This is a genomic window from Rhodovastum atsumiense (genome assembly GCF_937425535.1).
Classification (GTDB): domain Bacteria; phylum Pseudomonadota; class Alphaproteobacteria; order Acetobacterales; family Acetobacteraceae; genus Rhodovastum; species Rhodovastum atsumiense.
In genome coordinates, this window is sequence record NZ_OW485601.1 from 1,452,501 (window position 1) to 1,473,436 (window position 20,936).

General features: G+C 68.6%; 22 protein-coding genes (1 of these 22 only partly in view). 7 read left to right on the forward strand and 15 right to left on the reverse strand.

Annotated features, from left to right (window positions below; translation table 11 throughout):
- Window positions 1-337: the 3' portion of a DNA starvation/stationary phase protection protein Dps gene (gene dps / locus NBY65_RS06440; RefSeq protein WP_150045293.1), read on the forward strand. It extends 149 nt beyond the left edge of the window; the window shows 337 of its 486 coding nt (coding positions 150-486); the start codon falls outside the window, past its left edge; the stop codon is at window positions 335-337.
- Between the two features lie 66 nt (window positions 338-403).
- Entirely contained in the window at window positions 404-2,392 is a 1,989-nt protein-coding gene (parE, locus tag NBY65_RS06445) for a DNA topoisomerase IV subunit B (protein ID WP_150045292.1), read from the forward strand.
- Window positions 2,393-2,488: 96 nt separating this feature from the next.
- Here the strand turns inward: parE and NBY65_RS06450 are convergent, their stop codons facing one another.
- A complete protein-coding gene (locus NBY65_RS06450; RefSeq protein ID WP_150045291.1) occupies window positions 2,489-2,758 on the reverse strand; it encodes an HU family DNA-binding protein in 270 nt (89 codons plus the stop codon).
- Between the two features lie 246 nt (window positions 2,759-3,004).
- Here NBY65_RS06450 and NBY65_RS06455 point away from each other — a divergent pair, with 246 nt between their 5' ends.
- Window positions 3,005-3,922 (forward strand): N-acetylmuramic acid 6-phosphate etherase, encoded by a 918-nt coding sequence (locus NBY65_RS06455; RefSeq protein WP_239003194.1) that lies wholly within the window; start codon window positions 3,005-3,007, stop codon window positions 3,920-3,922.
- Window positions 3,919-5,049, forward strand: a complete 1,131-nt coding sequence (gene nagA, locus NBY65_RS06460) for an N-acetylglucosamine-6-phosphate deacetylase (RefSeq protein WP_150045289.1) — start codon at window positions 3,919-3,921, stop codon at window positions 5,047-5,049. Before NBY65_RS06455 ends, nagA begins: the two co-directional genes overlap by 4 nt.
- A 167-nt stretch (window positions 5,050-5,216) precedes the next feature.
- On the opposite strand, the gene NBY65_RS06465 is transcribed toward nagA, so the two are convergent.
- The 12 genes from NBY65_RS06465 to NBY65_RS06520 all read right to left on the reverse strand — a co-directional run bounded on the left by NBY65_RS06465 (window position 5,217) and on the right by NBY65_RS06520 (window position 16,590).
- Entirely contained in the window at window positions 5,217-6,662 is a 1,446-nt protein-coding gene (locus tag NBY65_RS06465; protein ID WP_150045288.1) for an NAD-dependent succinate-semialdehyde dehydrogenase, read from the reverse strand.
- 126 nt (window positions 6,663-6,788) lie between these two features.
- On the reverse strand, window positions 6,789-7,505 hold the full coding sequence (gene phoB / locus NBY65_RS06470; protein ID WP_150045287.1) for a phosphate regulon transcriptional regulator PhoB: 717 nt from the start codon (window positions 7,503-7,505) through the stop codon (window positions 6,789-6,791).
- A 6-nt stretch (window positions 7,506-7,511) separates the two neighbouring features.
- Window positions 7,512-8,234 carry a phosphate signaling complex protein PhoU gene (phoU, locus tag NBY65_RS06475; protein WP_150045286.1) on the reverse strand — a complete coding sequence of 241 codons (723 nt, stop codon included), beginning with the start codon at window positions 8,232-8,234 and terminating at the stop codon, window positions 7,512-7,514.
- Window positions 8,235-8,248: 14 nt separating this feature from the next.
- Complete coding sequence (gene pstB, locus NBY65_RS06480) at window positions 8,249-9,031, reverse strand: phosphate ABC transporter ATP-binding protein PstB (RefSeq protein WP_150045297.1); 783 nt, start codon at window positions 9,029-9,031, stop codon at window positions 8,249-8,251.
- A gap of 67 nt (window positions 9,032-9,098) precedes the next feature.
- Complete coding sequence (pstA, locus tag NBY65_RS06485; protein WP_150045285.1) at window positions 9,099-9,974, reverse strand: phosphate ABC transporter permease PstA; 876 nt, start codon at window positions 9,972-9,974, stop codon at window positions 9,099-9,101.
- A 16-nt stretch (window positions 9,975-9,990) separates the two neighbouring features.
- Window positions 9,991-10,953 carry a phosphate ABC transporter permease subunit PstC gene (pstC, locus tag NBY65_RS06490; RefSeq protein WP_239003191.1) on the reverse strand — a complete coding sequence of 321 codons (963 nt, stop codon included), beginning with the start codon at window positions 10,951-10,953 and terminating at the stop codon, window positions 9,991-9,993.
- An 86-nt stretch (window positions 10,954-11,039) separates the two neighbouring features.
- The gene (gene pstS, locus NBY65_RS06495; RefSeq protein WP_150045283.1) at window positions 11,040-12,074 is read right to left on the reverse strand and encodes a phosphate ABC transporter substrate-binding protein PstS; all 1,035 of its coding nucleotides are present in this window, start codon (window positions 12,072-12,074) and stop codon (window positions 11,040-11,042) included.
- A 181-nt stretch (window positions 12,075-12,255) separates the two neighbouring features.
- Complete coding sequence (locus NBY65_RS06500) at window positions 12,256-13,281, reverse strand: sulfate/molybdate ABC transporter ATP-binding protein (protein WP_150045282.1); 1,026 nt, start codon at window positions 13,279-13,281, stop codon at window positions 12,256-12,258.
- Window positions 13,278-14,111 (reverse strand): sulfate ABC transporter permease subunit CysW, encoded by an 834-nt coding sequence (gene cysW, locus NBY65_RS06505; RefSeq protein ID WP_150045281.1) that lies wholly within the window; start codon window positions 14,109-14,111, stop codon window positions 13,278-13,280. The genes NBY65_RS06500 and cysW overlap by 4 nt, the downstream gene beginning before the upstream one ends.
- Window positions 14,112-14,149: 38 nt before the next feature.
- Window positions 14,150-14,974 carry a sulfate ABC transporter permease subunit CysT gene (gene cysT / locus NBY65_RS06510; RefSeq protein ID WP_150045296.1) on the reverse strand — a complete coding sequence of 275 codons (825 nt, stop codon included), beginning with the start codon at window positions 14,972-14,974 and terminating at the stop codon, window positions 14,150-14,152.
- Window positions 14,975-14,990: 16 nt separating this feature from the next.
- A complete protein-coding gene (locus tag NBY65_RS06515) occupies window positions 14,991-16,004 on the reverse strand; it encodes a sulfate ABC transporter substrate-binding protein (RefSeq protein ID WP_150045280.1) in 1,014 nt (337 codons plus the stop codon).
- Between the two features lie 133 nt (window positions 16,005-16,137).
- Window positions 16,138-16,590, reverse strand: coding sequence for an RrF2 family transcriptional regulator (locus NBY65_RS06520; protein ID WP_150045279.1), 453 nt, complete (start codon window positions 16,588-16,590; stop codon window positions 16,138-16,140).
- Between the two features lie 81 nt (window positions 16,591-16,671).
- Between NBY65_RS06520 and cysK the strand changes: the two genes are divergently transcribed.
- Window positions 16,672-17,664 (forward strand): cysteine synthase A, encoded by a 993-nt coding sequence (cysK, locus tag NBY65_RS06525; protein WP_150045278.1) that lies wholly within the window; start codon window positions 16,672-16,674, stop codon window positions 17,662-17,664.
- A 54-nt stretch (window positions 17,665-17,718) separates the two neighbouring features.
- On the opposite strand, the gene NBY65_RS06530 is transcribed toward cysK, so the two are convergent.
- Entirely contained in the window at window positions 17,719-18,003 is a 285-nt protein-coding gene (locus NBY65_RS06530; RefSeq protein WP_150045277.1) for a hypothetical protein, read from the reverse strand.
- Window positions 18,004-18,102: 99 nt separating this feature from the next.
- Complete coding sequence (locus NBY65_RS06535) at window positions 18,103-19,164, reverse strand: D-TA family PLP-dependent enzyme (protein WP_150045276.1); 1,062 nt, start codon at window positions 19,162-19,164, stop codon at window positions 18,103-18,105.
- A gap of 226 nt (window positions 19,165-19,390) precedes the next feature.
- Between NBY65_RS06535 and NBY65_RS06540 the strand changes: the two genes are divergently transcribed.
- A complete protein-coding gene (locus NBY65_RS06540; protein WP_150045275.1) occupies window positions 19,391-20,164 on the forward strand; it encodes a cyclase family protein in 774 nt (257 codons plus the stop codon).
- Entirely contained in the window at window positions 20,161-20,862 is a 702-nt protein-coding gene (locus tag NBY65_RS06545) for an SDR family NAD(P)-dependent oxidoreductase (protein ID WP_150045274.1), read from the forward strand. The genes NBY65_RS06540 and NBY65_RS06545 overlap by 4 nt, the downstream gene beginning before the upstream one ends.
- The last annotated feature ends 74 nt before the right edge of the window (window positions 20,863-20,936 follow it).

The following is a 20,936-nucleotide window of genomic DNA, read 5'->3' on the forward strand; positions in this document are numbered from 1 at the left end:
CGTCCACAAGATGCTCGACGAGTTCCGCACCGACGTCGACGAATATGTCGACACGATCGCAGAGCGCGTCAGCCAGCTCGGCGCCATCGCGCTCGGCACCTCGCAGGCCGTCGCGCAGACCAGCCAGCTCGCCCCCTACCCCACCGACATCATTGCCGTTGAAGCACATCTGCAGGCCCTGCTCGAACGCACCGCCGTGCTGGCCAACCAGGTCCGTCGCAACATCGACGAGGTGGCCGAGGCCGGCGACGCCAATTCCGCCGATATCTTCACCGAAGTCTCGCGCGGCCTCGACAAGTGGCTGTGGTTCCTGGAAGCACATCAGCGGCAGGGCTGACACCGCCCGTGCTTGCTCCGACGCGGCCGCCCTGGTTAGAGTGCGGCCGCGGCACGGGAACACAGCATGAACGACGATCTGTTCGGTGCGTCTTCCAAGAAGGGGGGGCGCGATTCGGCGGAGTATTCCGCCAAGGATATCGAGGTCCTTGAAGGGCTCGAGCCCGTCCGGCGCCGTCCCGGCATGTATATCGGCGGCACCGACGAGGCCGCCCTGCACCACCTCGCCGCCGAGATGCTCGACAACGCCATGGACGAGGCCGTGGCCGGCCATGCCGACCGGATCGAGGTGCGGCTGGAGAGCGGCAATTTCCTCACCGTCCGGGACAATGGCCGCGGCATCCCGGTGGATCCGCATCCCAAGTTCAAGCATCTCTCCGCTCTGGAGGTGATTCTCACCACCCTCCATTCCGGCGGGAAGTTCAGCGGCAAGATCTACAACACCTCGGGCGGTCTGCACGGCGTCGGCTCCTCGGTGGTGAACGCCCTGTCGGACCTGCTGCAGGTGGAAGTCGCGCGCGACCGTACATTGTGGAAGCAGGATTATACCCGCGGCAAGCCGAAGACCAAGCTGACCAATGCCGGCAGCGTCCAGAACCGCCGCGGCACCTCCATCCGCTTCCATCCCGACCCGCAGATCTTCGGCGACCTGCAGTTCCAGCCGGCGCGGCTCTATCGCCTGTGCCGCTCCAAGGCGTACCTGTTCCGCGGCGTCGAGATACGCTGGGCCTGCGATCCCGCCCTGATCAAGAAGGACGACACCCCGGCCGAGGCGGTGCTGCACTTCCCCGGCGGCCTGCGCGACAGCCTGGAAGCCGACATCAACGGCGCATCCCGGGTTGCCCCGATCTGGGCGGGCGAGGCCGAATTCCCCCTTGGACCGGACGGGCAGAAAGCCGGCCGCGTCGAATGGGCGGTGGTCTGGCTCGATTCGGGGGAAGGCGCGCTCGATTCCTATTGCAACACCATCCCGACATCACAGGGCGGCACGCATGAGGCCGGATTCCGCGCGGCCCTGCTGAAGGGCCTGCGAGCCTGGGGCGAGCAGCGCAACAACCGCCGTGCCGCCGCCATCGTCGCCGAAGACCTGACAGGCGGCATGGCCGCGAAGCTTTCGGCCTTCGTGCGCGAGCCGCAATTCCAGGGCCAGACCAAGGAAAAGCTCACCAGCCCTGAAGCCGCGCGCCTGGTGGAATCGGCCCTGCGTGACCGCTTCGACCATTTCCTTGCCGGGGACCCGACCACCGCCGACAACCTCCTCGCCTACGTCATCGAGCGCGCCGAGGAACGGCTGCGCCGGCGGGAGTTGAAGGATACGCCACGTAAATCGGCCACCCGCCGGCTGCGCCTGCCGGGCAAGCTCGCCGATTGCAGTGTGGAAGACGCCGAACGCACCGAGATCTTCCTGGTGGAGGGCGACAGCGCCGGCGGCTCGGCCAAGCAGGCGCGTGACCGCGCGACCCAGGCGGTGCTGCCGCTGCGTGGAAAAATCCTGAATGTCGCAAGCGCTTCGGCCGACAAGCTTCGCCAGAACCAGGAACTGAAGGATCTGATCGAGGCGCTGGGCTGTGGCGTCGGTGATCGCTTCGACCGCAGCAAGCTGCGCTATGGACGCATCGTCATCATGACCGATGCTGACGTCGACGGCGCCCACATCGCTTCTTTGTTGATGACGTTCTTCTACCGTGAGCTGCCGGAACTTATGCGAAACGGTCACGTCTTCCTGGCGCAGCCGCCGCTGTACCGGCTGACGCAGGGCGCGAAATCGGTCTACGCCATGGACGACGCCGATCGCGACCGCAAACTTCGGCAGCATTTCAAGGCCAATGCCAAGGTTGAGGTCAGCCGCTTCAAGGGCTTAGGCGAAATGCCGCCGGCGCAGCTCAAGGAAACCACAATGGATCCGATGCGGCGGACGCTGCTGAAGGTGGTCGCCCCGCAGGAAGATCGGGCGCGCACCAGCGAACTGGTCGAAAGCCTGATGGGGCGCAAGCCGGAGCTGCGCTTCGCCTTCATCCAGGAACATGCCCGGACGGTCCAGGACGTGGACATCTGACGCGAGGCCGACGCCGCTTTTCCTCGCCAGCCGATCTGCTTTCGCCGCGCGAAAGCAGAACGACGGGATCCAGGGGCGGTGCCCCTGGCCCTTCCGTCAGACCGCCTTCTTCAGCGTAGGCGAGGCCTTGAAGCGAACGGTTTTTCCCGCCTTCACCTTGATCGCCTCGCCGGTGCGCGGGTTCAGGCCCTTGCGCGCCTTGGTCTTGCGGACAATGAAAGTGCCAAAGCTGGGCAGCGTGAAGCGGCCGTTCTTCTTCAGTTCCTTGACGATGGCAGCCATCAGGTCGCCCGCGGCGCGGTTCGAGGCCGTGCCGGTCAGGTTGGTGGACTCCTGGATGACCTGTGCGATGAAGGCTTTCGACATGCGGTTTGGTTTCCTTCCGCTGTGTGGTGACGGCCGACTCGCTTTCGGCGAATCGGATGCGGCGTATGATACTCTGACAAAGACGACAAGCAGCAACAGGGGTTTTCCGCAGCAGGGCGGAATTCTTCGTCCTGCACGGCGGAAACGGAAGCCACACCGGTCCTGTTCGTGGGGATATGGTCATTTTCCGACTGCCCCGAAGGGTCAATGCGCCAGCGCACCGGTTATGAAAGGTTAAGCTCACCCGTGCAGACTCCCACAACCGGGCGGGGAGACCTTCCCGCCACCGAGACGGTCAGCCGGCGCTACCAGGATCTTGATCGCTGGCCGGCAACGGATGCGCTGCTCGCCATGTGGGAAGGCCAGCTCAGCGCCGTTGCGGCGGTGCAGCCGGCCCTGCCGGCGATCGCCGAGGCGGCCGAGGCAGCCCTGCCCCGACTCGCGCAGGGCGGGCGACTCGTCTACGCCGGCGCCGGGACCTCCGGGCGCATCGGCGTCCAGGACGGCGCGGAACTGCCGCCCACCTTCGACTGGCCGGAAGACCGTCTCGTCCTGCTGATGGCCGGCGGCACGCGGGCTTTCACGCAGGCCGTGGAAAACGCCGAGGATGACCGCGACGCCGCCCGAAGCGACGTTGCCGCACACGCCATCTCGGCGCAGGACGTGGTCATCGGCATCGCCGCGAGCGGCTCGACCCCCTACACCACCACCGTGATCGAGGCTGCCGCCGAACGCGGGGCCCTGACCATCGGCATCGCCAACAGTCCGGGCGGCAGCTTGCTGGCCGCCGCCGCGCATCCGATCCTGGTGTCGACCGGCGCCGAGGCGATCGCCGGATCGACCAGGATGAAGGCAGGGACGGCACAGAAGGTCGTCCTCAACCTGTTCTCGACGCTGGTGATGCTGCGCCTCGGGCGGGTCCATCGTGGACTGATGGTGGACATGAACGCCCGCAACGCCAAGTTGCGGACCCGCGCCGTGCGCATGCTGCGCGAGCTGACCGGTCGCGACGACACCGCGATCGCGGCGGCGCTGGAAGCGGCCGGCGGGCGCGTGAAAACCGCCATCCTGCTGCTGCGCGGCCTGGATCGTGCCGCCGCCGACGCCTTGCTGGCCCGCCACGGCGGCCATCTGCATGCGGCCCTGACGGAGCTGGCGCCATGACCGTGATCCGGGCCGCCCGCCTGTTCGACGGCCAGTCCCTGCACGAGGATTGCGCCGTCTGGCTGGAGGACGCTCGCATCGTCGCGGTGCGACCGGGCACCGAGGCCCCGACCAACGCCGAGCGATTGCCCGCCTCCCTGCTGCTCGCGCCGGGATTCATCGACCTGCAGGTGAACGGTGGCGGCGGCGTGCTGTTCAACGACCAGATCGATGCCAGGGCCCTGGGCCGCATCGCCGCCGCCCATGCCCACGCTGGCAGCACCGCCATCCTGCCCACGCTGATCAGCGGCACGCGGCCGCAGCTCCAGGCCGCCCTGCAGGCCGCCGACGATGCCATGGCACAACAGGTGCCCGGCATCGTCGGCCTGCATCTCGAAGGCCCGTTCATCGCCGGCACCCGCCGCGGCATCCATCCGGCCGACGCGGTCACCTCCCTGACCGATGCCGATGTCGAGATGCTCTGCCGCCCCTTCCCTGCCCCGCTGCTGGTCACGCTCGCACCGGAAACCACCACGCCCGCGCGGATCCACCGCCTGGCGCAGGCCGGAATCATCGTCTTCGCCGGACATACCGAAGCCACCTACGAGCAGGTGCTGGCAGGGCTGGAAGCCGGCATCAGCGGCTTTACACACTTGTACAATGCCATGTCAGCCTTCACCTCGCGCGCGCCCGGGACGGTGGGCGCCGCCCTGGACCGGGCCACGGTCCCGGCCGGCATCATCGCCGACGGGCTGCACGTGCATCTGGCCAGCCTGCGCATCGCCTTCGCGGCGAAGGGGCCGGATGCGCTGTTCCTGGTCTCTGATGCCATGCCGACAGCCGGCTCGGACTGCACCGGTTTCAGCCTTGGCGGCGAACGGATCCACTTGCACGAAGGCCGCCTGGTCAATGACGCCGGCACGCTCGCGGGGGCGCACCTGACCTTGGCGGAAGCCGTGCGCGTCGTCGTCCGGGACGCCGGCCTGCCTCTGGAAGCGGCACTGCGCATGGCCACGGCGACGCCCGCACGCGTCGCCCGGCTGGCCGACCGTGGCCGCATCGGCGCTGGCCATGTCGCCGATCTGGTGGCACTCGACACGGGCCTTGCGGTCACTGCCGTGTGGCAGAGCGGGATGCGCCTGCGCTGAAGCGGCGTTGGCGGGGCGTTGCCCCGCACCCTACCAGGAGGCTTCGCCTCCTGGACCTCCACCAAGGGCTACGCCCTTGGAACCCATGACTCTGTGCCGCGCAGCGAGAATGGGATCCAAGGGCCTTGTGGCCCTTGGTGGGTCAAGGGCAAAGCCCTTGCCTTGGCTTAAGCTTCTGCCTGGGTAATGAACTTCGTGTTCAGATAGGCCTCGATCGCCTCGCTGCCGCCTTCCGAGCCATAGCCGGAATCCTTGATCCCGCCAAAGGGCACTTCCGGCAGGGCCAGACCGTGGTGATTGATCGACATCATCCCGCTTTCAACGGCTGCGGCGATGGCCGAAGCGGTCTTCACCGAACGGGTGTACGCGTAGGAAGCCAACCCAAAGGGAAGACGGTTCGCCTCCGCCACGGCATCGTCGAAGCCGTGGAACGGCATCATCAGGGCAAGCGGGCCGAACGGCTCCTCGTTCATCACCCGCATCTCGCGCGTCACCCCGGTCAGCACCGTTGGCTCGAAGAAATTGCCTTTGTTGCCAATGCGCTTGCCGCCCGTGCGCAGTTCGGCGCCCTTCTGAACGGCGTCCTGCACGAAGCCTTCCATCGCCGTCACGCGGCGGGGGTTGGCCAACGGGCCCATCGTCGTGCCCGGCTGCAGGCCATCGCCCACCTTCACCGCCCTGGCAAAATCGACAAAGCGGCCGACGAAATCCTCGTACACGCTCTCCTGCACCAGGAAGCGTGTCGGCGAGATGCAGACCTGTCCGGCGTTGCGGAACTTGTTGGCGGCGAGGATGCGGGCGGCAGCGGCGATGTCGGCATCCTCGAACACGATGACCGGCGCGTGCCCGCCCAGTTCCATCGTCACCCGCTTCATGTGCGCCCCGGCCAGGGCGGTGAGGTGTTTGCCCACGACGGTCGAGCCGGTAAAGGAAATCTTCTTCACCGTCGGATGCGGGATCAGGTACTCGGAAATCTCGGCCGGCACGCCGAAGACCAGTTGCACCACCCCCGGCGGCAGCCCTGCGTCCTGGTAGACCCGGACAAGCTCCGCGCAGGAAGCCGGGGTTTCCTCGGGTCCCTTCAGGATCACCGCGCATCCGGCCGCCACCCCCGCCGAGATCTTGCGCACGGCCTGGTTGACCGGGAAGTTCCACGGGGTGAAGGCGGCGACCACGCCGACCGGCTCCTTGACGACGAGCTGGGTGACCCCTTCGGCGCGCGCCGGAATCACCCGTCCATAGGTGCGACGGGCCTCCTCGGCGAACCATTCGATGATGTCGCCGGCAAACAGCAGCTCGCCCTTTGCCTCCGCCAGCGGCTTGCCCTGCTCCAGGGTCATCAGCCGGGCGATGCTGTCGGCCCGCTCGCGAATCAGGGTGGCCGCCTTGCGCATCACCTTGGCGCGGTCATGGGCCGACACTTTCCGCCAGACGGCGAAGCCGCGCTCCGCGGCCGCCAGGGCCTGGTCCAGGTCCTCCGTACCGGCATGGGCCAGCGTGCCCAGCGCCTCGCCGGTCGCAGGGTTGACCACCGTCAGGGTCTTGCCCGACCGGGCTGGCGTCCAGGCGCCGTCAATGAACAACGGGACGGCAGGATAATCTGCGGACGACATCGATGGCATCTCCCCACGCATGAGCAAGCAACAGCCATGATGCGTCATACCATGCCCGGCGGTCGAGCCGGCGGCGCAGATTATCCTGCAGGTTGGATGGTTCGGCGGGCCCGCGCCGGCGACGGATCAGACAGGCTCCGTATCCAGCGCGTATCCCGCCGCGCGCACCGTGCGCACCACGTCCAGCTCCCCTTCGGCGTTCAGCGCCTTGCGCAGCCGGCGGATATGCACGTCCACCGTGCGCGGCTCGACATGGATGTCGGCGCCCCACACCGCGTCCAGCACCTCCTCGCGGGAGAACACCCGGCGCGGATGCCGCAGGAAGAATTCCAGCAGGCGGTACTCGGTCGGCCCCAGGTGCACCGCACGGCCACCGCGCTGCACACGGTGCGCCGCCTGGTCCATGGTGATGTCATGGAAGCTCAGCGTGCCCTTCGCCGGCACCGCACCGGCCCGGCGCAGCAGGGCGCGCATCCGCGCCAGCAGCGCATCCATGTTGAAGGGCTTGGTGATGTAGTCGTCCGCCCCGGTGTTCAGGCCGCGCACCGCATCCTGGTCCTCGGTGCGCGCGGTCACCATGATCACCGGCAGGTTGCGCGTTTCCGAGCGGCGACGGATCTGCCGGCACACCTCGATCCCCGACATCACCGGCAGCATCCAGTCCAGCAGCACCAGATCGGGCGGCGCCTCGGAAATGCGGGTCAGCGCCTCCTGTCCGTCGGCCGCCTCGTCCACCCGGAAACCCTGCTTTTCCAGGTTGTAGCGAAGCATCGTCGCCAACGCCGCTTCGTCCTCCACCACGAGCACCAATGGCCTGGCCAGCGACGAGATCAGCTCCGCCATGTGCACTTACTCCCGTGGGCTGCGGACCACGGCATAGGCCGAGCTGTCCCCCTTGGGCCGCACTTCCGGGATCGGCTCCCCCTTCACCGCATAGTACACCATCTCGGCGATGTTGGTGGCGTGATCGCCGATCCGTTCGAGGTTCTTGGCGATGAACAGAAGATGCGCGCAGGGGGTGATGTTGCGCGGATCCTCCATCATGTAGGTGATCAGCTCGCGGAACAGCGCGTTGTAGATGGCGTCCACCGCCTCGTCGGAGCGCCACACCTCCATCGCGCGATCGGCGTCGTTCTCGCCCAGCGCGTCGATGATGGATTTCAGGTTCTGCTGCACCAGCTGCGACATGTGCGCGAGCCCGGTGAGCGGATAGGGCATGCTGAACTGGTCCAGCACGATGCTCCGCTTGGCGACGTTCTTGGCATAGTCGCCAACACGCTCCAGCTCGCCACTGATCTTCAGCGCCGCGACGATGTGGCGGAGATCCTGCGCCATCGGCTGGCGCAGGGCCAGCAGGCGGATGACGAACTGCTCCACCTCGCGTTCCAGCGCATCGACCTTGGGATCGGCCTCGACCGCCTGGGCGGCGGCGTCGGAATCGCGCTCCAGCACCGCGTCGCAGGCCAGCGCCACCTGGCGCTCCACCATGCCGCCCATATCCGTGATCTGCGTCCGCAGGCGAACCAGTTCCTGCTCGAAGCTTTTCACGATGTGCTCCGCCATGTCAGACATGACGCCCCCTTTCTTCAACCGAAGCGACCGGTAATGTATTCCTGGGTCCGCCGTTGCCGCGGTGCCGTGAACATCTGCGTCGCGGTGCCCACCTCGATCAGTTCGCCGAGGTAGAAGAACGCGACCTGATCGGCGCAACGCGCCGCCTGCTGCATGTTGTGGGTGACGATGGCGATGGTGAAGTCCTGCTTCAGCTCGTCGATCAGTTCCTCGATCTTCAGCGTGCTGATCGGGTCGAGCGCGCTGGTCGGCTCGTCGAACAGGATCACTTCCGGCCGGGTGGCGATCGTCCGGGCGATGCACAGGCGCTGCTGCTGGCCGCCCGACAGCCCCATGGCGGAACTGTGCACGCGGTCCTTGACCTCGTCCCACAGCGCGGCGCGCGACAGCGCCCATTCCACCCGCTCGTCCAGGTCGGCCTTGTTCAGACGCTCGTGCAGCTTCACCCCGAAGGTGATGTTCTCGTAGATCGTCATCGGGAAGGGGGTAGGCTTCTGGAACACCATGCCGACGCGGCTGCGCAGCTGGTTCAGGTCGACGCCGGCATCAAGAATATTCTGCCCATCCAGCAGCACCTCACCGACTGCGCGTTGCCCAGGGTACAAATCGTACATCCGGTTGAGGACGCGCAGCAACGTCGATTTGCCGCACCCGGAGGGACCGATCATGCCGGTCACCTGCCGCTCCGGCAGGTCGAGGTCGATGGCCTTCAGGGCACGGTTGCTGCCGTAGAAGAAGTCAAGGTTGCGGATGGCAATCCTTGGTTGATTGAGCACGACCTCGGCGCGCGCCGTCATCGTGCTAATCGCGGGGGGCTGCTGCGTCTCGTTCATGATGTTGCTCATCAGCAGGGGCCTCGTTGCGTCAGGTGCGCGGGCGCAGGGCGAAGCGCGCGACGATGTTCAGGGCCAGCACGCCCAGGGTGATCAGCAAGGCGCCGGTCCAGGCCAGCGATACCCAGTCATCGAAGGCCGAGCCGGCATACTGGTAGATGGTCACCGGCAGGCTGGACATCGGTGCGGTCAGGCTCAGCGACCAGTTCAGGTTGCCCAATGAGGTGAACAGCAGCGGCGCGGTCTCTCCGGCGACCCGCGCCACCGCCAGCAGCACGCCGGTGGCGATGCCGTCCAGGGCGGCCCGGTAGCAGACCAGGATCACCACCCGCCATTTCGGCGCCCCCAGGGCGAAGGCCGCTTCCCGCAGCGGGACGGGGATCAGCCGCAGCATGTCCTCGGTGGTGCGCACCACGATCGGGATCACGATCACCGCCAGCGCCACGCAGCCGGCGATGCCGGAGAACCCGCCGAACGGCCCCACCATGATAGTGTAGACGAACAGGCCAACCAGGATCGACGGCGCCGAGAGCAGCACGTCGGAGACGAAGCGCACCGCGTTCCCAAGCGCGGAGTTGCGGGCGTATTCGGCGAGGTAGGTGCCGACCAGCAGGCCGATCGGCATGCCGATCAGGGTGCCGATCAGGGTCTGGATCAGGCTGCCGATGATCGCGTTCAGCAACCCGCCATTCGACCCGGGGGGGCGCGTGATGTCGGTGAACACGTGCAGATCCAGGCCGGCAAAGCCGCGCCACAGCAAGGTGGCCAGGATCGAGGCCAGGAAAGCCAGGCCGATGATGGTGGCGACGGTGCAGAGCAGCTTCACCACCCCGTTCGTCCGCCGCCGCCGGCGCGACAGCCGCGCGGCGACCGTGGGATTGCGGGTGGTCTTCAGGGCGATGCTCATCGATGGATCCCCCCGCTCACGCCGAACGCGGCCGCAGCAGCGTACGCGAGATCGCGAGCACGATGAACGAGATCACGAACAGGATGAAGCCCAGTGCCAGCAGCGAGGACAGCTTCAGGCTGCCGGCCGGGCTTTCCGGGAATTCGAGCGCCACGATCGAGGCGATGGTGTTGCCGGGATCGAACAGCGAGGTCGCGATGCGGTTGGTGTTGCCGATCACGAAGGTCACCGCCATGGTCTCGCCCAGCGCCCGCCCGAGCCCGAGCATGATGCCGCCGACCACCGAGGCGCGGGTGTACGGCAGCACGATGCTGCGTATCACCTCCCAGGTGGTGCAGCCGACGCCGTAGGCGGATTCCTTGTAGACGGCCGGCACTGTCATGAACACGTCGCGCATGGTGGCGGCGATGAAGGGGATGACCATCACCGCCAGCACCAGGGATGCCGTCAGGATGCCGGTGCCGAAGGGCGGCCCCTGGAACAGGATGCCGATCAGCGGCGTCTCGCCCAGGGTGTCGGAGAGGAAGGGCTGGACGTATTCCGACATGACCGGAACGATTACGAAGAAGCCCCACATGCCATAGATGATGGAGGGCACCGCGGCGAGCAGCTCGATGGCCGTGCCGACCGGACGACGGAACCAGACCGGGGCGATCTCGGTGAGGTAGACGGCGATGCCGAACGCGAGCGGCACCGCGATCAGCAGGGCCAGGAAGGCCGTGACCAGGGTGCCGAAGATCGGCACGCCGGCGCCGAAGACCTGCTGCACCGGGTCCCATTCGGTATCGAATACGAAACCGATCCCGAAGGCGCGGAAGCTCGGCAGCCCGCCCATGAACAGCGAGACGATGATCGCCCCCAGCAGAACCAGCACGAACACGCCGGCGGCGATGGTAGCGGCGCCGAACACCTTGTCGGCGGCCGAGGAAGCCCCATGGCGGCGGGCAGGAGGAGCGGCAATGGTTGCGGCTTGGGACAAGACGAACGTTCCCTGGCTAGTCATTCGGTCAGCCGAAACCGGGCCGGGCACCCTGCGGCGCCCGGCCCGGCGGAGGAGCACGTTACTTACTTGTAGACGGGGGCGCCGTCTGCCCCGCGGATCTCCGTGCGCCAGGAGGCCCGCACCGAATCCTTCACCGCGCCCGGCAGCGGAATGTATTCCAGGCCCTGCGCGATCTGGTCGCCGTTGCGATAGGCGTAGTCGAAGAACTTGATGACGTTGGCGCTGCGGGTCGCGTCCTTCGGATCCTTCGGCAGCAGGATGAAGGTGGCCGACACGATCGGCCAGGCCTTGGCGCCGGCGGTGTCGATCAGGTTCACGGCGTAGTTCGGCGCCGCCCGCCAGTCGCCCGCCTCGGCCGCCGCGGTGAAGGCCGGCAGGGTCGGCTCGACGAACTGGCCGGCCTTGTTGCGCAGCTGCGTGGTGGTCAGCTTGTTCTGCGTCGCATAGGCGTTCTCGACATAGCCGATGCCGCCGCGCACCTGCTTGACCGTCGCCGCCACGCCGTCATTGCCCTTGGCGCCGTTGCCGACCACCCACTTCACGCTCGTGCTCGCGCCCACCTGCGACTTCCAGTCCGGCGACACCGCGGACAGGTAGGAGGTGAACACGAAGGTGGTGCCGGAGCCGTCGGCCCGATAGACCGGGGCGATGGCGAGGTTCGGCAGCTTCAGGTCCCGGTTCAGCTCGGCCAGCTTCGGATCGTTCCACTTGGTGATCTTGCCGAGGTAGATCTCGGTCAGCAGCTCACCGGTCAGCTTCAGCTTGTTCGGCTCGATGCCCGGCAGGTTCACGATCGGAACCACGGCGCCCATCACCGTCGGGAACTGCAGCAGGCGGTTCGATTCCAGCCGGGCGGTGTCCACCGGCGCGTCGGAAGCCCCGAAATCGACAGTCCGATTGATGATCTGGTTCTGCCCGCCGCCGGAGCCGATGGCCTGGTAATTCAGTTCGAGTCCGGTCGCCTGCTTCGCGGCCTCACCCCACTTGGCATAGACGGGAGCCGGGAAGGTCGCCCCCGCGCCGGTGATCTGCTGCGCCTGCGCGGCAAAGGTGAAGCCGGCCATGGCAATGGCCAGCGTCGTGGAAACCAGCTTCATGATCCCTCCTTGGGAGCTTCAGTCGCACCCGCAGGGGCGGGCATGGGCTGGCGGGCAGCTCCCCACCCCCCGGTGTGTGCGTGCCGGCACCGTATGCAGCGTCGGCGACCGCCAGATTGCAGTTCGATGAAACTTCGATGACACACTCTTGCCGATTGGCATCGAAACCGGCAGGCCGGCGTCAACCGGCGGGGAAGAACGACGCCGCGCGCAGATCCAGCCCCCAGGTGCTGCCGACCCGTGGCGGGGCCTCGCCGACCGGCAGGACCACTTCCACCACCCGCCCGCCGACCTCCAGTTCCACCATGGCCGCCGGCCCGGCGGCGAACACCGCCCGCACCCGCGCCCCCGCCCCTTCCACCAACCCGACCTGGTGCGGGCGCAGCATGGCCAGCGCCGGGCCATCGGCGAGCGGCGCCGGCAACGTCGGCAGGCCGGGCGTCTCGAAGCGGGCGATCTGGCCTCGGATGATGCAGGGCAATTCGACCGTCTCCCCCACAAAACGGTAGACGAAGGGGTTGCCCGGGGTCGTCCACAGCCCGGCCGGCGTGTCCACCTGCTCCAGCCGCCCGGCCCGCAGGATCGCCACCCGGTCGGCCACCTCCATCGCCTCCGCCCGGTCATGCGTCACCATCACCGTGGTCAGTCCGGTGCGGTCGTGCAGTTCGCGCAGCCAGCGCCGCAGGTCGCGCCGCACCGCCGGGTCAAGCGCCCCGAACGGCTCGTCGAGCAGCAGCACCCGCGGCTCGATCGCCAGCGCCCGGGCCAGCGCCACGCGCTGCCGCTGCCCGCCCGAGAGCTGGTCGGGATAGCGGCCGGCGAGCTCGGGCATCTGCACCAGCGCGAGCAACTCGGCGACCCGCGTCTGGATCGCCGCGCGGCCGGGCCGGCGCGCACGCGGGCGCACGCGCAGGCCGAAGGCGATGTTCTCGGCGACGGTCATGTGCCGGAACAGGGCGTAATGCTGGAAGACGAACCCGACCCCCCGCGCGCGCGCCGGCACGCCCTCCATGTCCTGGCCGCCGATCAGCACCTGCCCGCCATCCGCTTCGTCGAGCCCGGCCAGGATGCGCAGCAGCGTCGTCTTGCCCGACCCGGATGGGCCCAGCAGGGCCAGGAACTCGCCCTCCGCCGCTTCCAGCTCGATGCCGCTCAGCGCCGCGGCCGGCCCGAACCGCTTGGAAACCCCGTGCAGGGCGACGCTCATGCCGCAGTCTCCACGGCCCGGGACGCGCCTCGTCCCGTGCGCCATTCCAGCACGGTCTTGGCCGCGAGCGTGACCAGGGCAAGCAAGGCCAGCAGCGCCGCCATGGCGAAGGCCGCGGCCCCCTGGAAGTCGTTGTACAAGGCCTCGATCTGCAGCGGCATGGTGAGCGTCTGCCCGCGGATGCGCCCGGAGACGACGGCGACCGCGCCGAACTCGCCCATCGCCCGGGCATTGGTCAGCAATACCCCCTGCAGCAACGCCCAGCGGACATTCGGCAGCGTGACATGCCAGAACATCCGCCAGGGACCGGCCCCGAGGGTCAGCGCCGCCTCTTCCTCGCCGCTGCCCTGCGCCTGCATCAGCGGCACCACCTGGCGCACCACGAAGGGGAAGGTCACGAACAGCGTCGCCAGCACCAGGCCGGGGGTGGCGAAGACGATGCTGAAGCCGGTTCCCTCCAGCGCCGGCCCGAACCAGCCGCGGGCACCGAACAGCAGCACCCAGACCAGGCCGGAGATCACCGGCGAGACGCTCAGGGGCAGTTCGATGAAGGTCAGCAGCACGCCGCGGCCCGGAAACGAGAACCGGGCGATGCACCATGATGCCGCCAGCCCGCCGATCGTGTTCACCGGCACGGTGATCGCCGCGATCAGCAGCGTCAGCCGGATCGCGGCGACCGATTCGGGATCGTGGAAGGTAGCCAGGCCACGGTCGATCCCCTGGGCCACCACCTCGGCGAACACCGCCAGCAACGGCAGCACCACCAGCACCAGCAATGCCGCCAGCGCCAGCAACACCGTGGGAAGGGGGGCGCCCAGTCGTACCGTCATCGGCTCAGGATCACCGCAGGAATGTCATGGTCGGCGTTTCACCGGGCCGCGCGGAACAGTTTCTGCTGCAGCAAATTGACCGTCCCCAGGATCAGGAAGGCCAGCACCAGCATCGCCAGGGCGAGCGCCGCCGCACCGGCATAGTCGAACTGCTCCAGCCGGATCACGATCAGCAGCGGCGCGATTTCGGTCTGGCCCGGCATGTTGCCGGCGATGAAGATCACCGAGCCATACTCCCCAACCGCCCGGGCGAAGGCCATGGCAAAGCCGGTCATCGCCGCCGGTGCGATTGCCGGCAGCACGATGCGCCAGAAGACCTGCGCCGGCCGGGCCCCCAGCGTCGCCGCCGCCTCTTCCACATCGGCCGCAAGATCCATCAGGACCGGCTGCACCGTCCGCACGACATAGGGAAGGCCGACGAACATCAATGCTATCATGATGCCCGGAAGTGCATAGGCCACATTCACGCCGATCGGTGCAAGCCAGGAACCAACCCACCCGTTGGAGGCGTAAATGGCGGTCAGGGCGATGCCCGCCACCGCGGTCGGCAACGCAAACGGCAGGTCGACGAGGGAATCGAGCAGCCTGCGGCCGGGAAAGCGGCCGCGCACCAGCACCCAGGCGATCAGCAACCCGAGCGGCACATCGATCGCCGCCGCCGCCAGCGCCGCCCCGAAACTCAGGCGCAGCGCCGCCATCACCCGCGTCCCCGACAGCGAGTCGACCACCCCCGCGATCCCGAGCTCCCAGGGCCGCAGCACCAGGGCGGCCAGCGGGATCAGCACGATCAGCGAGACCCAGGTCAAGGTCAGGCCGAAGGCCGTGCCGAACCCGGGAAGCGGACTCGGGCTGGCCAGCCGCATCGATCCCATGAGCCCGCTACCGGACCTGTGCCGCCACGCGGTCGAACACGCCGCCATCGGCGAAGTGGCGTGCCTGCGCCTCGGCCCAGCCGCCGAACATGTCGATCCCGAAGGTCGGCACCGGCGGGAACTTGGTGACGTAACGGGCCGCCACGGCGGGATCGCGCGGCCGGAAATGGTGCCTGGCGCAGATCTCCTGGCCCTCGGGCGTGTACAGGAAGCGCAGATAGGCATCCGCCACGGCCCGGCTGCCGCGCCGGTCCACCACCGCGTCCACCACGGCGACGGGCGGCTCGGCCAGGATGGAAACTGACGGATAGACGATCTCGAACCGGCCGGCCCCGAACTCGGCGAGCGCCAGCAGGGCCTCGTTTTCCCAGGCCAGCAGCACATCGCCCAGGCCGCGCTGCACGAAGGTGGCGGTGGCGCCGCGCGCGCCGGTGTCCAGCACCGGCACGCGCGCGAACAGTTCGCGCAGGAACGCCTCGCCCGAGGCTTCCGTGGCGCCCGGCTGGCGCAATGCCCAGCCCAGCGCCGCCAGGTAGTTCCACCGCGCCCCGCCGGAGGTCTTCGGATTCGGCGTGATCACCTGCACGCCCGGCCGCACCAGGTCCGGCCAGTCGTGAATTCCCTTGGGATTGCCCGCCCGCACCAGCAGGACGATCGTACTTGTATACGGGGTGGCCCGCTCCGGCAGACGTGTCTGCCAGTCGCCGGCGACCAGCCCCCGCGCGGCGAGCGCGTCGATGTCGGACGCCAGGGCCAGCGTCACCACGTCGGCTGGCAGGCCGTCCAGCACCGCCCGCGCCTGGGCTCCCGATCCGCCATGCGACGCCTTCACCTGGACGGTCCGGCCGGTGTCGCGTTGCCAGGCGGCGGCGAAGCCACGATTGATGTCGCGATAAAGCTCGCGCGTCGGGTCATAGGACGCGTTCAGCAGCGAGTCCTGGGCCGCCACCGGTCCCATGAGGAATGGCGCGATGAGCAGAACCGCCGCCAGCGCGATCGTCAGGCCAAGCCTCTTGTTCATGGGACCGGACTCTAGCAGGCAGGCGGCCATGGGGGAACAAACCTCGTGGCCACGCCCCCCGCCCGGCCCGGTGCCCTGGACAGGGCTCTCGGGCTCACGCGACGGGGCGGAGACATCTGTCGCGACCGAAGCGCTAGATGGCGAAGTTGATCGGTTCCGTGGTGGGCCGCCGCAACCCGGCGGCCGCGGCCCGGCGCAGCAGGTCATCGAGCGTCAACGCCGACAGCTTTTCCTGCATCGCCGTCTCCAGCTCGTTCCACAGCCCGTCGACCACGACCTCCTGCAGCCGCCCGACCGGCCCGTCCGTCGGCTCGGCCTCGTCATTGGCCATGGCGACGGTGATGATATCGGAGATGCGGATATCCCGGCGCGGCCGGCCGAGTCGGTAGCCACCGCGCGGTCCGCGCACGCTCTCGAGCAGCCCGGCACGGGAGAGCGACTGCAGCAGCGGCTCCATGCCGCGCCGCGCCAGTCCCAGCCGCTCGGCAATCTCGGCCGCGCTCACCGTGGCGGTCCGCCCGCCATGGAACGCGACATCCAATAGTACGGTCACCGCTACCATCCCGCGGTCACGCCGTATCAACATGAGGCCCCACCCTTTCGCCGCGGCGCCATGAAACCACGTGCGCCCTTCGTGATACAGCCTGTATGTGTTAAGCCTGTCGTCATGTCAAAATCCGCATCCCGCGCGCGTAGCGCGTCCGTTTCGCTTCCTCCGGCCCGGGGCCGGATTCACGGCAGCATCCTCGAAACCATCGGCGCCACCCCTCTCGTGCGCATTCCCCGTCTGGCCGCCGAGGAAAAGCTGCTGGCCGATGTCGCCCTGAAGCTGGAGTTCTTCAACCCGCTCGGTTCGGTGAAGGATCGCATCGGACTGGCCATGGTGGAGCGTGCCGAAGCCGAGGGCACCATCGCCCCGGATCGTTCCGTGCTGGTCGAGCCGACCTCCGGCAATACCGGGATCGCGCTGGCCTTCGTCGCCGCCGCGCGTGGCTACCGGCTGATCGTGACCATGCCGGAAGGAGCCTCGGTCGAGCGGCGCAAGATGCTGCGCCTGCTCGGGGCCGAAGTGCAGCTCACGCCGGCGCGCCAGGGCATGGCCGGCGCCATTTCCCGTGCCGAGGCGATCGTGGCGGCGACTCCGGGCGCCTGGATGCCGCGCCAGTTCGACAACCCGGCCAATCCCGATATCCATGCCACTACCACGGCCCAGGAGATCTGGGCGGATACCGACGGCGCCATCGACATCCTGGTGAGCGGGGCGGGCACCGGCGGCACGCTGACCGGCATCGCCCGCGCGCTCAAGCAGCGCCGCCCCGAATTGCGCGTCGTGCTGGTCGAACCTTCGGAAAGCGCGGTGCTGTCCGGTGACGAGCCCGGCCCGCACGGCATCCAGGGCATCGGTCCCGGCTTCATCCCCTCGGTGCTGGACACGAAGCTGGTGGACGAGATCGCCCGCGTCTCGGAACGCGACGCGATCGCCACGGCGCGGCGCGTGGCCCGGCTGGACGGGCTGCCGGTCGGCATTTCCTCCGGGGCCTCGCTGCACGCGGCCCTGGCGCTGGCACGCGACCCGGCCAACACCGGCAAGCTGATCGTCAGCATCGCCCCCAGCTTTGCCGAACGCTATCTCTCGACGCCGCTGTTCGCCGGCCTCTGACCCGGGCGCGCTGACCGTTCCGGTCAGCGCCTCCCCCGCCTGGCCGGGACCGCCCTAAAGAAATTGCCCGCGCAGGAAGCCCAGCGCGGGCAAGGGCTTCCATTTGCGCGGGAGATCGGTGCGGCGGATGGGCGTGACGCTGTAGCGCGGCACCGCCTGCCGGCAGCTTTCCAGGAAGGCGGCGTAGGCCCGCACCTGCGATTCGCGCCAGGCGCGATCGGCCAGGGCCGCCCCGCGGGTGGGAAAAACCTCGGCGACGCGCGTGGTCTTGCCCACCGACGCAACGACCGCCCAGATCGTGTCATCCTGGGCGCGGACGAGGCGAATCACCTCATTCATTGGCAATCGCTGGCGTCGTTGGCTGCGTCACGCCCGGCATGCTAGCCATCCGGGCGGCGTCGCGCCAGTGTCCTGCCGGGACGGCTCCCGCCGCTGCGATCAGCCGGTCAGCCCCCGCGCCGCCACCGGCCATTGCGCCTCGACCCGCTCGCCCCGCACCCCCCAGAGCCGGTCGTGCAGGTTCGTCACCACACAGGCATGGTTCGGCACCACCCGCACGCGCTCGCCGATTTCGGGCCGGCCGATGCAGCGCGACAGATCGACGGTGCCATGCTCCTCGTTCAGCCGCAGGATCACCGCCTCGGGATAGGTCAGGATATGGCCGTGGCCCAGCCCCGGGCCGAGTGGGTCGGCGGCCAGCGATTTCGAGCCGCAGTCGAGGATCGCCCGGTCATGGGTGGGACGGCTGACCACCGTCGCCAGCACGGTCATGGCGCAGTCGTCCAGCGAGGCCGATCCCGCCTGCATCTGCATGCGATCATTGAAGATATAGGTACCGGCGCGGTGCTCGGTGACGCCCCCTTCCCGCGAGGCCTGCCACAGATCCGGGGTGCCGCCGCTGCTGACCACCGCCGCCTCCAGCCCCTTCGCCCGGCACAACGCCAGCGCCTCGGCGAGAAAGGCGCGCGGCCGTTCCACGTCTCCCTTTGGGGGATAGGTCATGAATCCGGCGAAGCGGATGCCGGAACGGTTGGACAGGCGCTCGGCCAGGGCGACCGCCTCGGCCGGGGTCTGCACGCCATTGCGGCCAGCGCCGGTATCGACCTCGACCAACACGTCCAGGCGCAGCCCCGCCGCTGCGAAGGCCGCGGACAGCCCCTCCGCTACCACGTCGTTGTCGCACACCACCGACAGCCTGACCCGCCGCGCCAGGGCAACGGCCCGCGCCAGCTTCGCCGCGCCGATCAGGTTGAAGGTGATCAGGATGTCGTCGAGCCCCGCATCCGCCATCACCTCGGCCTCGCCGAGCTTCTGGCAGGTGATGCCCTTCGCCCCGAGCCCGACCTGCAGCCGGGCGAGTTCGGGAATCTTGTGGGTCTTGATGTGCGGCCGGTTGGCCAGCCCGAGCGCGTCGCAATGCGCCTGCCAGCGCCGCAGGTTGCGCTCCATGATGTCGAGGTCGATGAGGACGGCGGGCGTGTCGAGGTCGTTGATGTGCATGGGGCTGGCGGGTCCGGACGCTGGGGCCGGCCAGGATGCCCGGTGACGACGGTGCTGTCACCGGGCAGGGGAAACCACACGGCGCCACTCCCGTTTTCCGTCGGCTTCCGCCATCTGCAGCATGCGCAAGGGGCTTTCCCGACATAGCCGGATGCCGTGAAAATGCTGGAGCGGGCAAGCGCCGCCGGTCTCTAATCCGCACCGAAACCGGAGGGGAACATCACTGATGAGCAGTCTTGCCGCGTTTGCCGCCGACCTGCTGGCCGGGCGGATCAAGGTGATCGACCTCACCCAGACCCTCTCTCCCGACATCCCCGTGGTCAGCCTGCCGGCCGAGTTCGGACAATGCGCCCCGTTCCGCCTGGAAGAGATTTCCCGCTACGACAGCCGCGGCCCCGACTGGTACTGGAACAACTTCACCTGCGGCGAGCACACCGGCACGCATTTCGACGCCCCCGTCCATTGGATCTCGGGCAAGGACCTGCCGCAGAACACCACCGACACGATCCCCCCCGAGCACTTCATCGCCCCCGCCTGCGTCATCGACTGCTCGGCCGAGGCCCGGGCGGATCCCGACTTCCTCCTGACCGTCGACACCCTGCAGGCCTGGGAGGCAAGCCACGGCACGATCCCCGCCCGTGCCTGGGTGCTGCTGCGCACGGAATGGTCGAAGCGGCGCGGCGCCGTCTTCGTCAACCTGCACCAGGACGGCGCCCATACTCCCGGCCCCGATGCCGACGCCATCCGCTTCCTCTTCGAGCAACGTGACATCCTGGGCCTGGGTGTGGAAACAATGAGCACGGATGCCGGCCAGGCCCATCGCTTCACGCCTCCCTACCCGGCGCATTCCACCATGCACGGCCGTGGCCGCTACGGCCTGCAATGCCTGTGCAACCTCGACCGGCTGCCCCCCACCGGCGCCCTGATCGTCAGCCCGCCGCTCAAGATCCGCGGCGGATCCGGCAGCCCGCTGCGCGTGCTCGCCCTGGTCGCGGCATGACCACGCCTCACGTCGCCCTGGTCACCGGAGGCTCCTCCGGCATCGGCGCCGAGATCTGCCGGCAATTGCTGCAGGCCGGCACCGAGGTGGTGTCGCTGGCCCGTCGCGCCCCGTCCTGGCAGCATCCGCGGCTGCACGCCGTCACCGCCGACCTGATGGATACCACCGCGACCCGCCAGGTGGCGGCCGAGCTGGCCAGCCGCTTCCAGATCACCCATGTCATCCACAATGCCAGCGCCCTCCGGCCCGACCCGCTGGAGGAGATGAAACTGCAGGACCTCGGCGCGCTGGTGCAGCTTCACCTCGCCGCCCCCGTGTTGCTGGTGCAGGCCGCGCTGCCCGCCATGAAAGGCGCCAAGTTCGGCCGGATCGTATTGCTGTCCTCCCGCGCGGCGCTGGGGCAGCCGACCCGCAGCGCCGATTCGGCCACCCGGGCCGGCCTGATCGGGATGGCCCGCACCTGGGCCCTGGAACTCGCCCCGCACGGCATCACCGTCAACGTGGTCGCCCCCGGACCGATCGCCGGCGCCTCGCCCTTCCAGGAAACGGCACCTTCCGGCATCCCGGTCGGCCGGCCCGGCACGGCCGCGGACGTGGCCCGCGCCGTGCTGTTCTTCGCCGCCGCCGAGAACGGCTTCGTCACCGGCCAAACCCTGTTCGTGTGCGGCGGCACCTCCGTGGGCAGCGCGCCGATCTGAACGCGCGGGGCGCTGCCCCGCCCCCGCCAGGAGGCTTTGCCTCCTGGACCTCCACCAAGGGCCAAAGGCCCTTG

Coding starts and splice junctions, on each gene's coding strand:
- parE (WP_150045292.1), top strand. CDS start 404: ATGAACGACGATCTGTTCGGTGCGTCTTCCAAGAAGGGGGGGCGCGAT.
- NBY65_RS06450 (WP_150045291.1), bottom strand. CDS start 2,758: ATGTCGAAAGCCTTCATCGCACAGGTCATCCAGGAGTCCACCAACCTG.
- nagA (WP_150045289.1), top strand. CDS start 3,919: ATGACCGTGATCCGGGCCGCCCGCCTGTTCGACGGCCAGTCCCTGCAC.
- NBY65_RS06465 (WP_150045288.1), bottom strand. CDS start 6,662: ATGTCGTCCGCAGATTATCCTGCCGTCCCGTTGTTCATTGACGGCGCC.
- phoB (WP_150045287.1), bottom strand. CDS start 7,505: ATGGCGGAGCTGATCTCGTCGCTGGCCAGGCCATTGGTGCTCGTGGTG.
- phoU (WP_150045286.1), bottom strand. CDS start 8,234: ATGTCTGACATGGCGGAGCACATCGTGAAAAGCTTCGAGCAGGAACTG.
- pstB (WP_150045297.1), bottom strand. CDS start 9,031: ATGACGGCGCGCGCCGAGGTCGTGCTCAATCAACCAAGGATTGCCATC.
- pstA (WP_150045285.1), bottom strand. CDS start 9,974: ATGAGCATCGCCCTGAAGACCACCCGCAATCCCACGGTCGCCGCGCGG.
- pstS (WP_150045283.1), bottom strand. CDS start 12,074: ATGAAGCTGGTTTCCACGACGCTGGCCATTGCCATGGCCGGCTTCACC.
- NBY65_RS06500 (WP_150045282.1), bottom strand. CDS start 13,281: ATGAGCGTCGCCCTGCACGGGGTTTCCAAGCGGTTCGGGCCGGCCGCG.
- cysW (WP_150045281.1), bottom strand. CDS start 14,111: ATGACGGTACGACTGGGCGCCCCCCTTCCCACGGTGTTGCTGGCGCTG.
- cysT (WP_150045296.1), bottom strand. CDS start 14,974: ATGCGGCTGGCCAGCCCGAGTCCGCTTCCCGGGTTCGGCACGGCCTTC.
- NBY65_RS06515 (WP_150045280.1), bottom strand. CDS start 16,004: ATGAACAAGAGGCTTGGCCTGACGATCGCGCTGGCGGCGGTTCTGCTC.
- NBY65_RS06520 (WP_150045279.1), bottom strand. CDS start 16,590: ATGTTGATACGGCGTGACCGCGGGATGGTAGCGGTGACCGTACTATTG.
- cysK (WP_150045278.1), top strand. CDS start 16,672: ATGTCAAAATCCGCATCCCGCGCGCGTAGCGCGTCCGTTTCGCTTCCT.
- NBY65_RS06530 (WP_150045277.1), bottom strand. CDS start 18,003: ATGAATGAGGTGATTCGCCTCGTCCGCGCCCAGGATGACACGATCTGG.
- NBY65_RS06535 (WP_150045276.1), bottom strand. CDS start 19,164: ATGCACATCAACGACCTCGACACGCCCGCCGTCCTCATCGACCTCGAC.
- NBY65_RS06540 (WP_150045275.1), top strand. CDS start 19,391: ATGAGCAGTCTTGCCGCGTTTGCCGCCGACCTGCTGGCCGGGCGGATC.
- NBY65_RS06545 (WP_150045274.1), top strand. CDS start 20,161: ATGACCACGCCTCACGTCGCCCTGGTCACCGGAGGCTCCTCCGGCATC.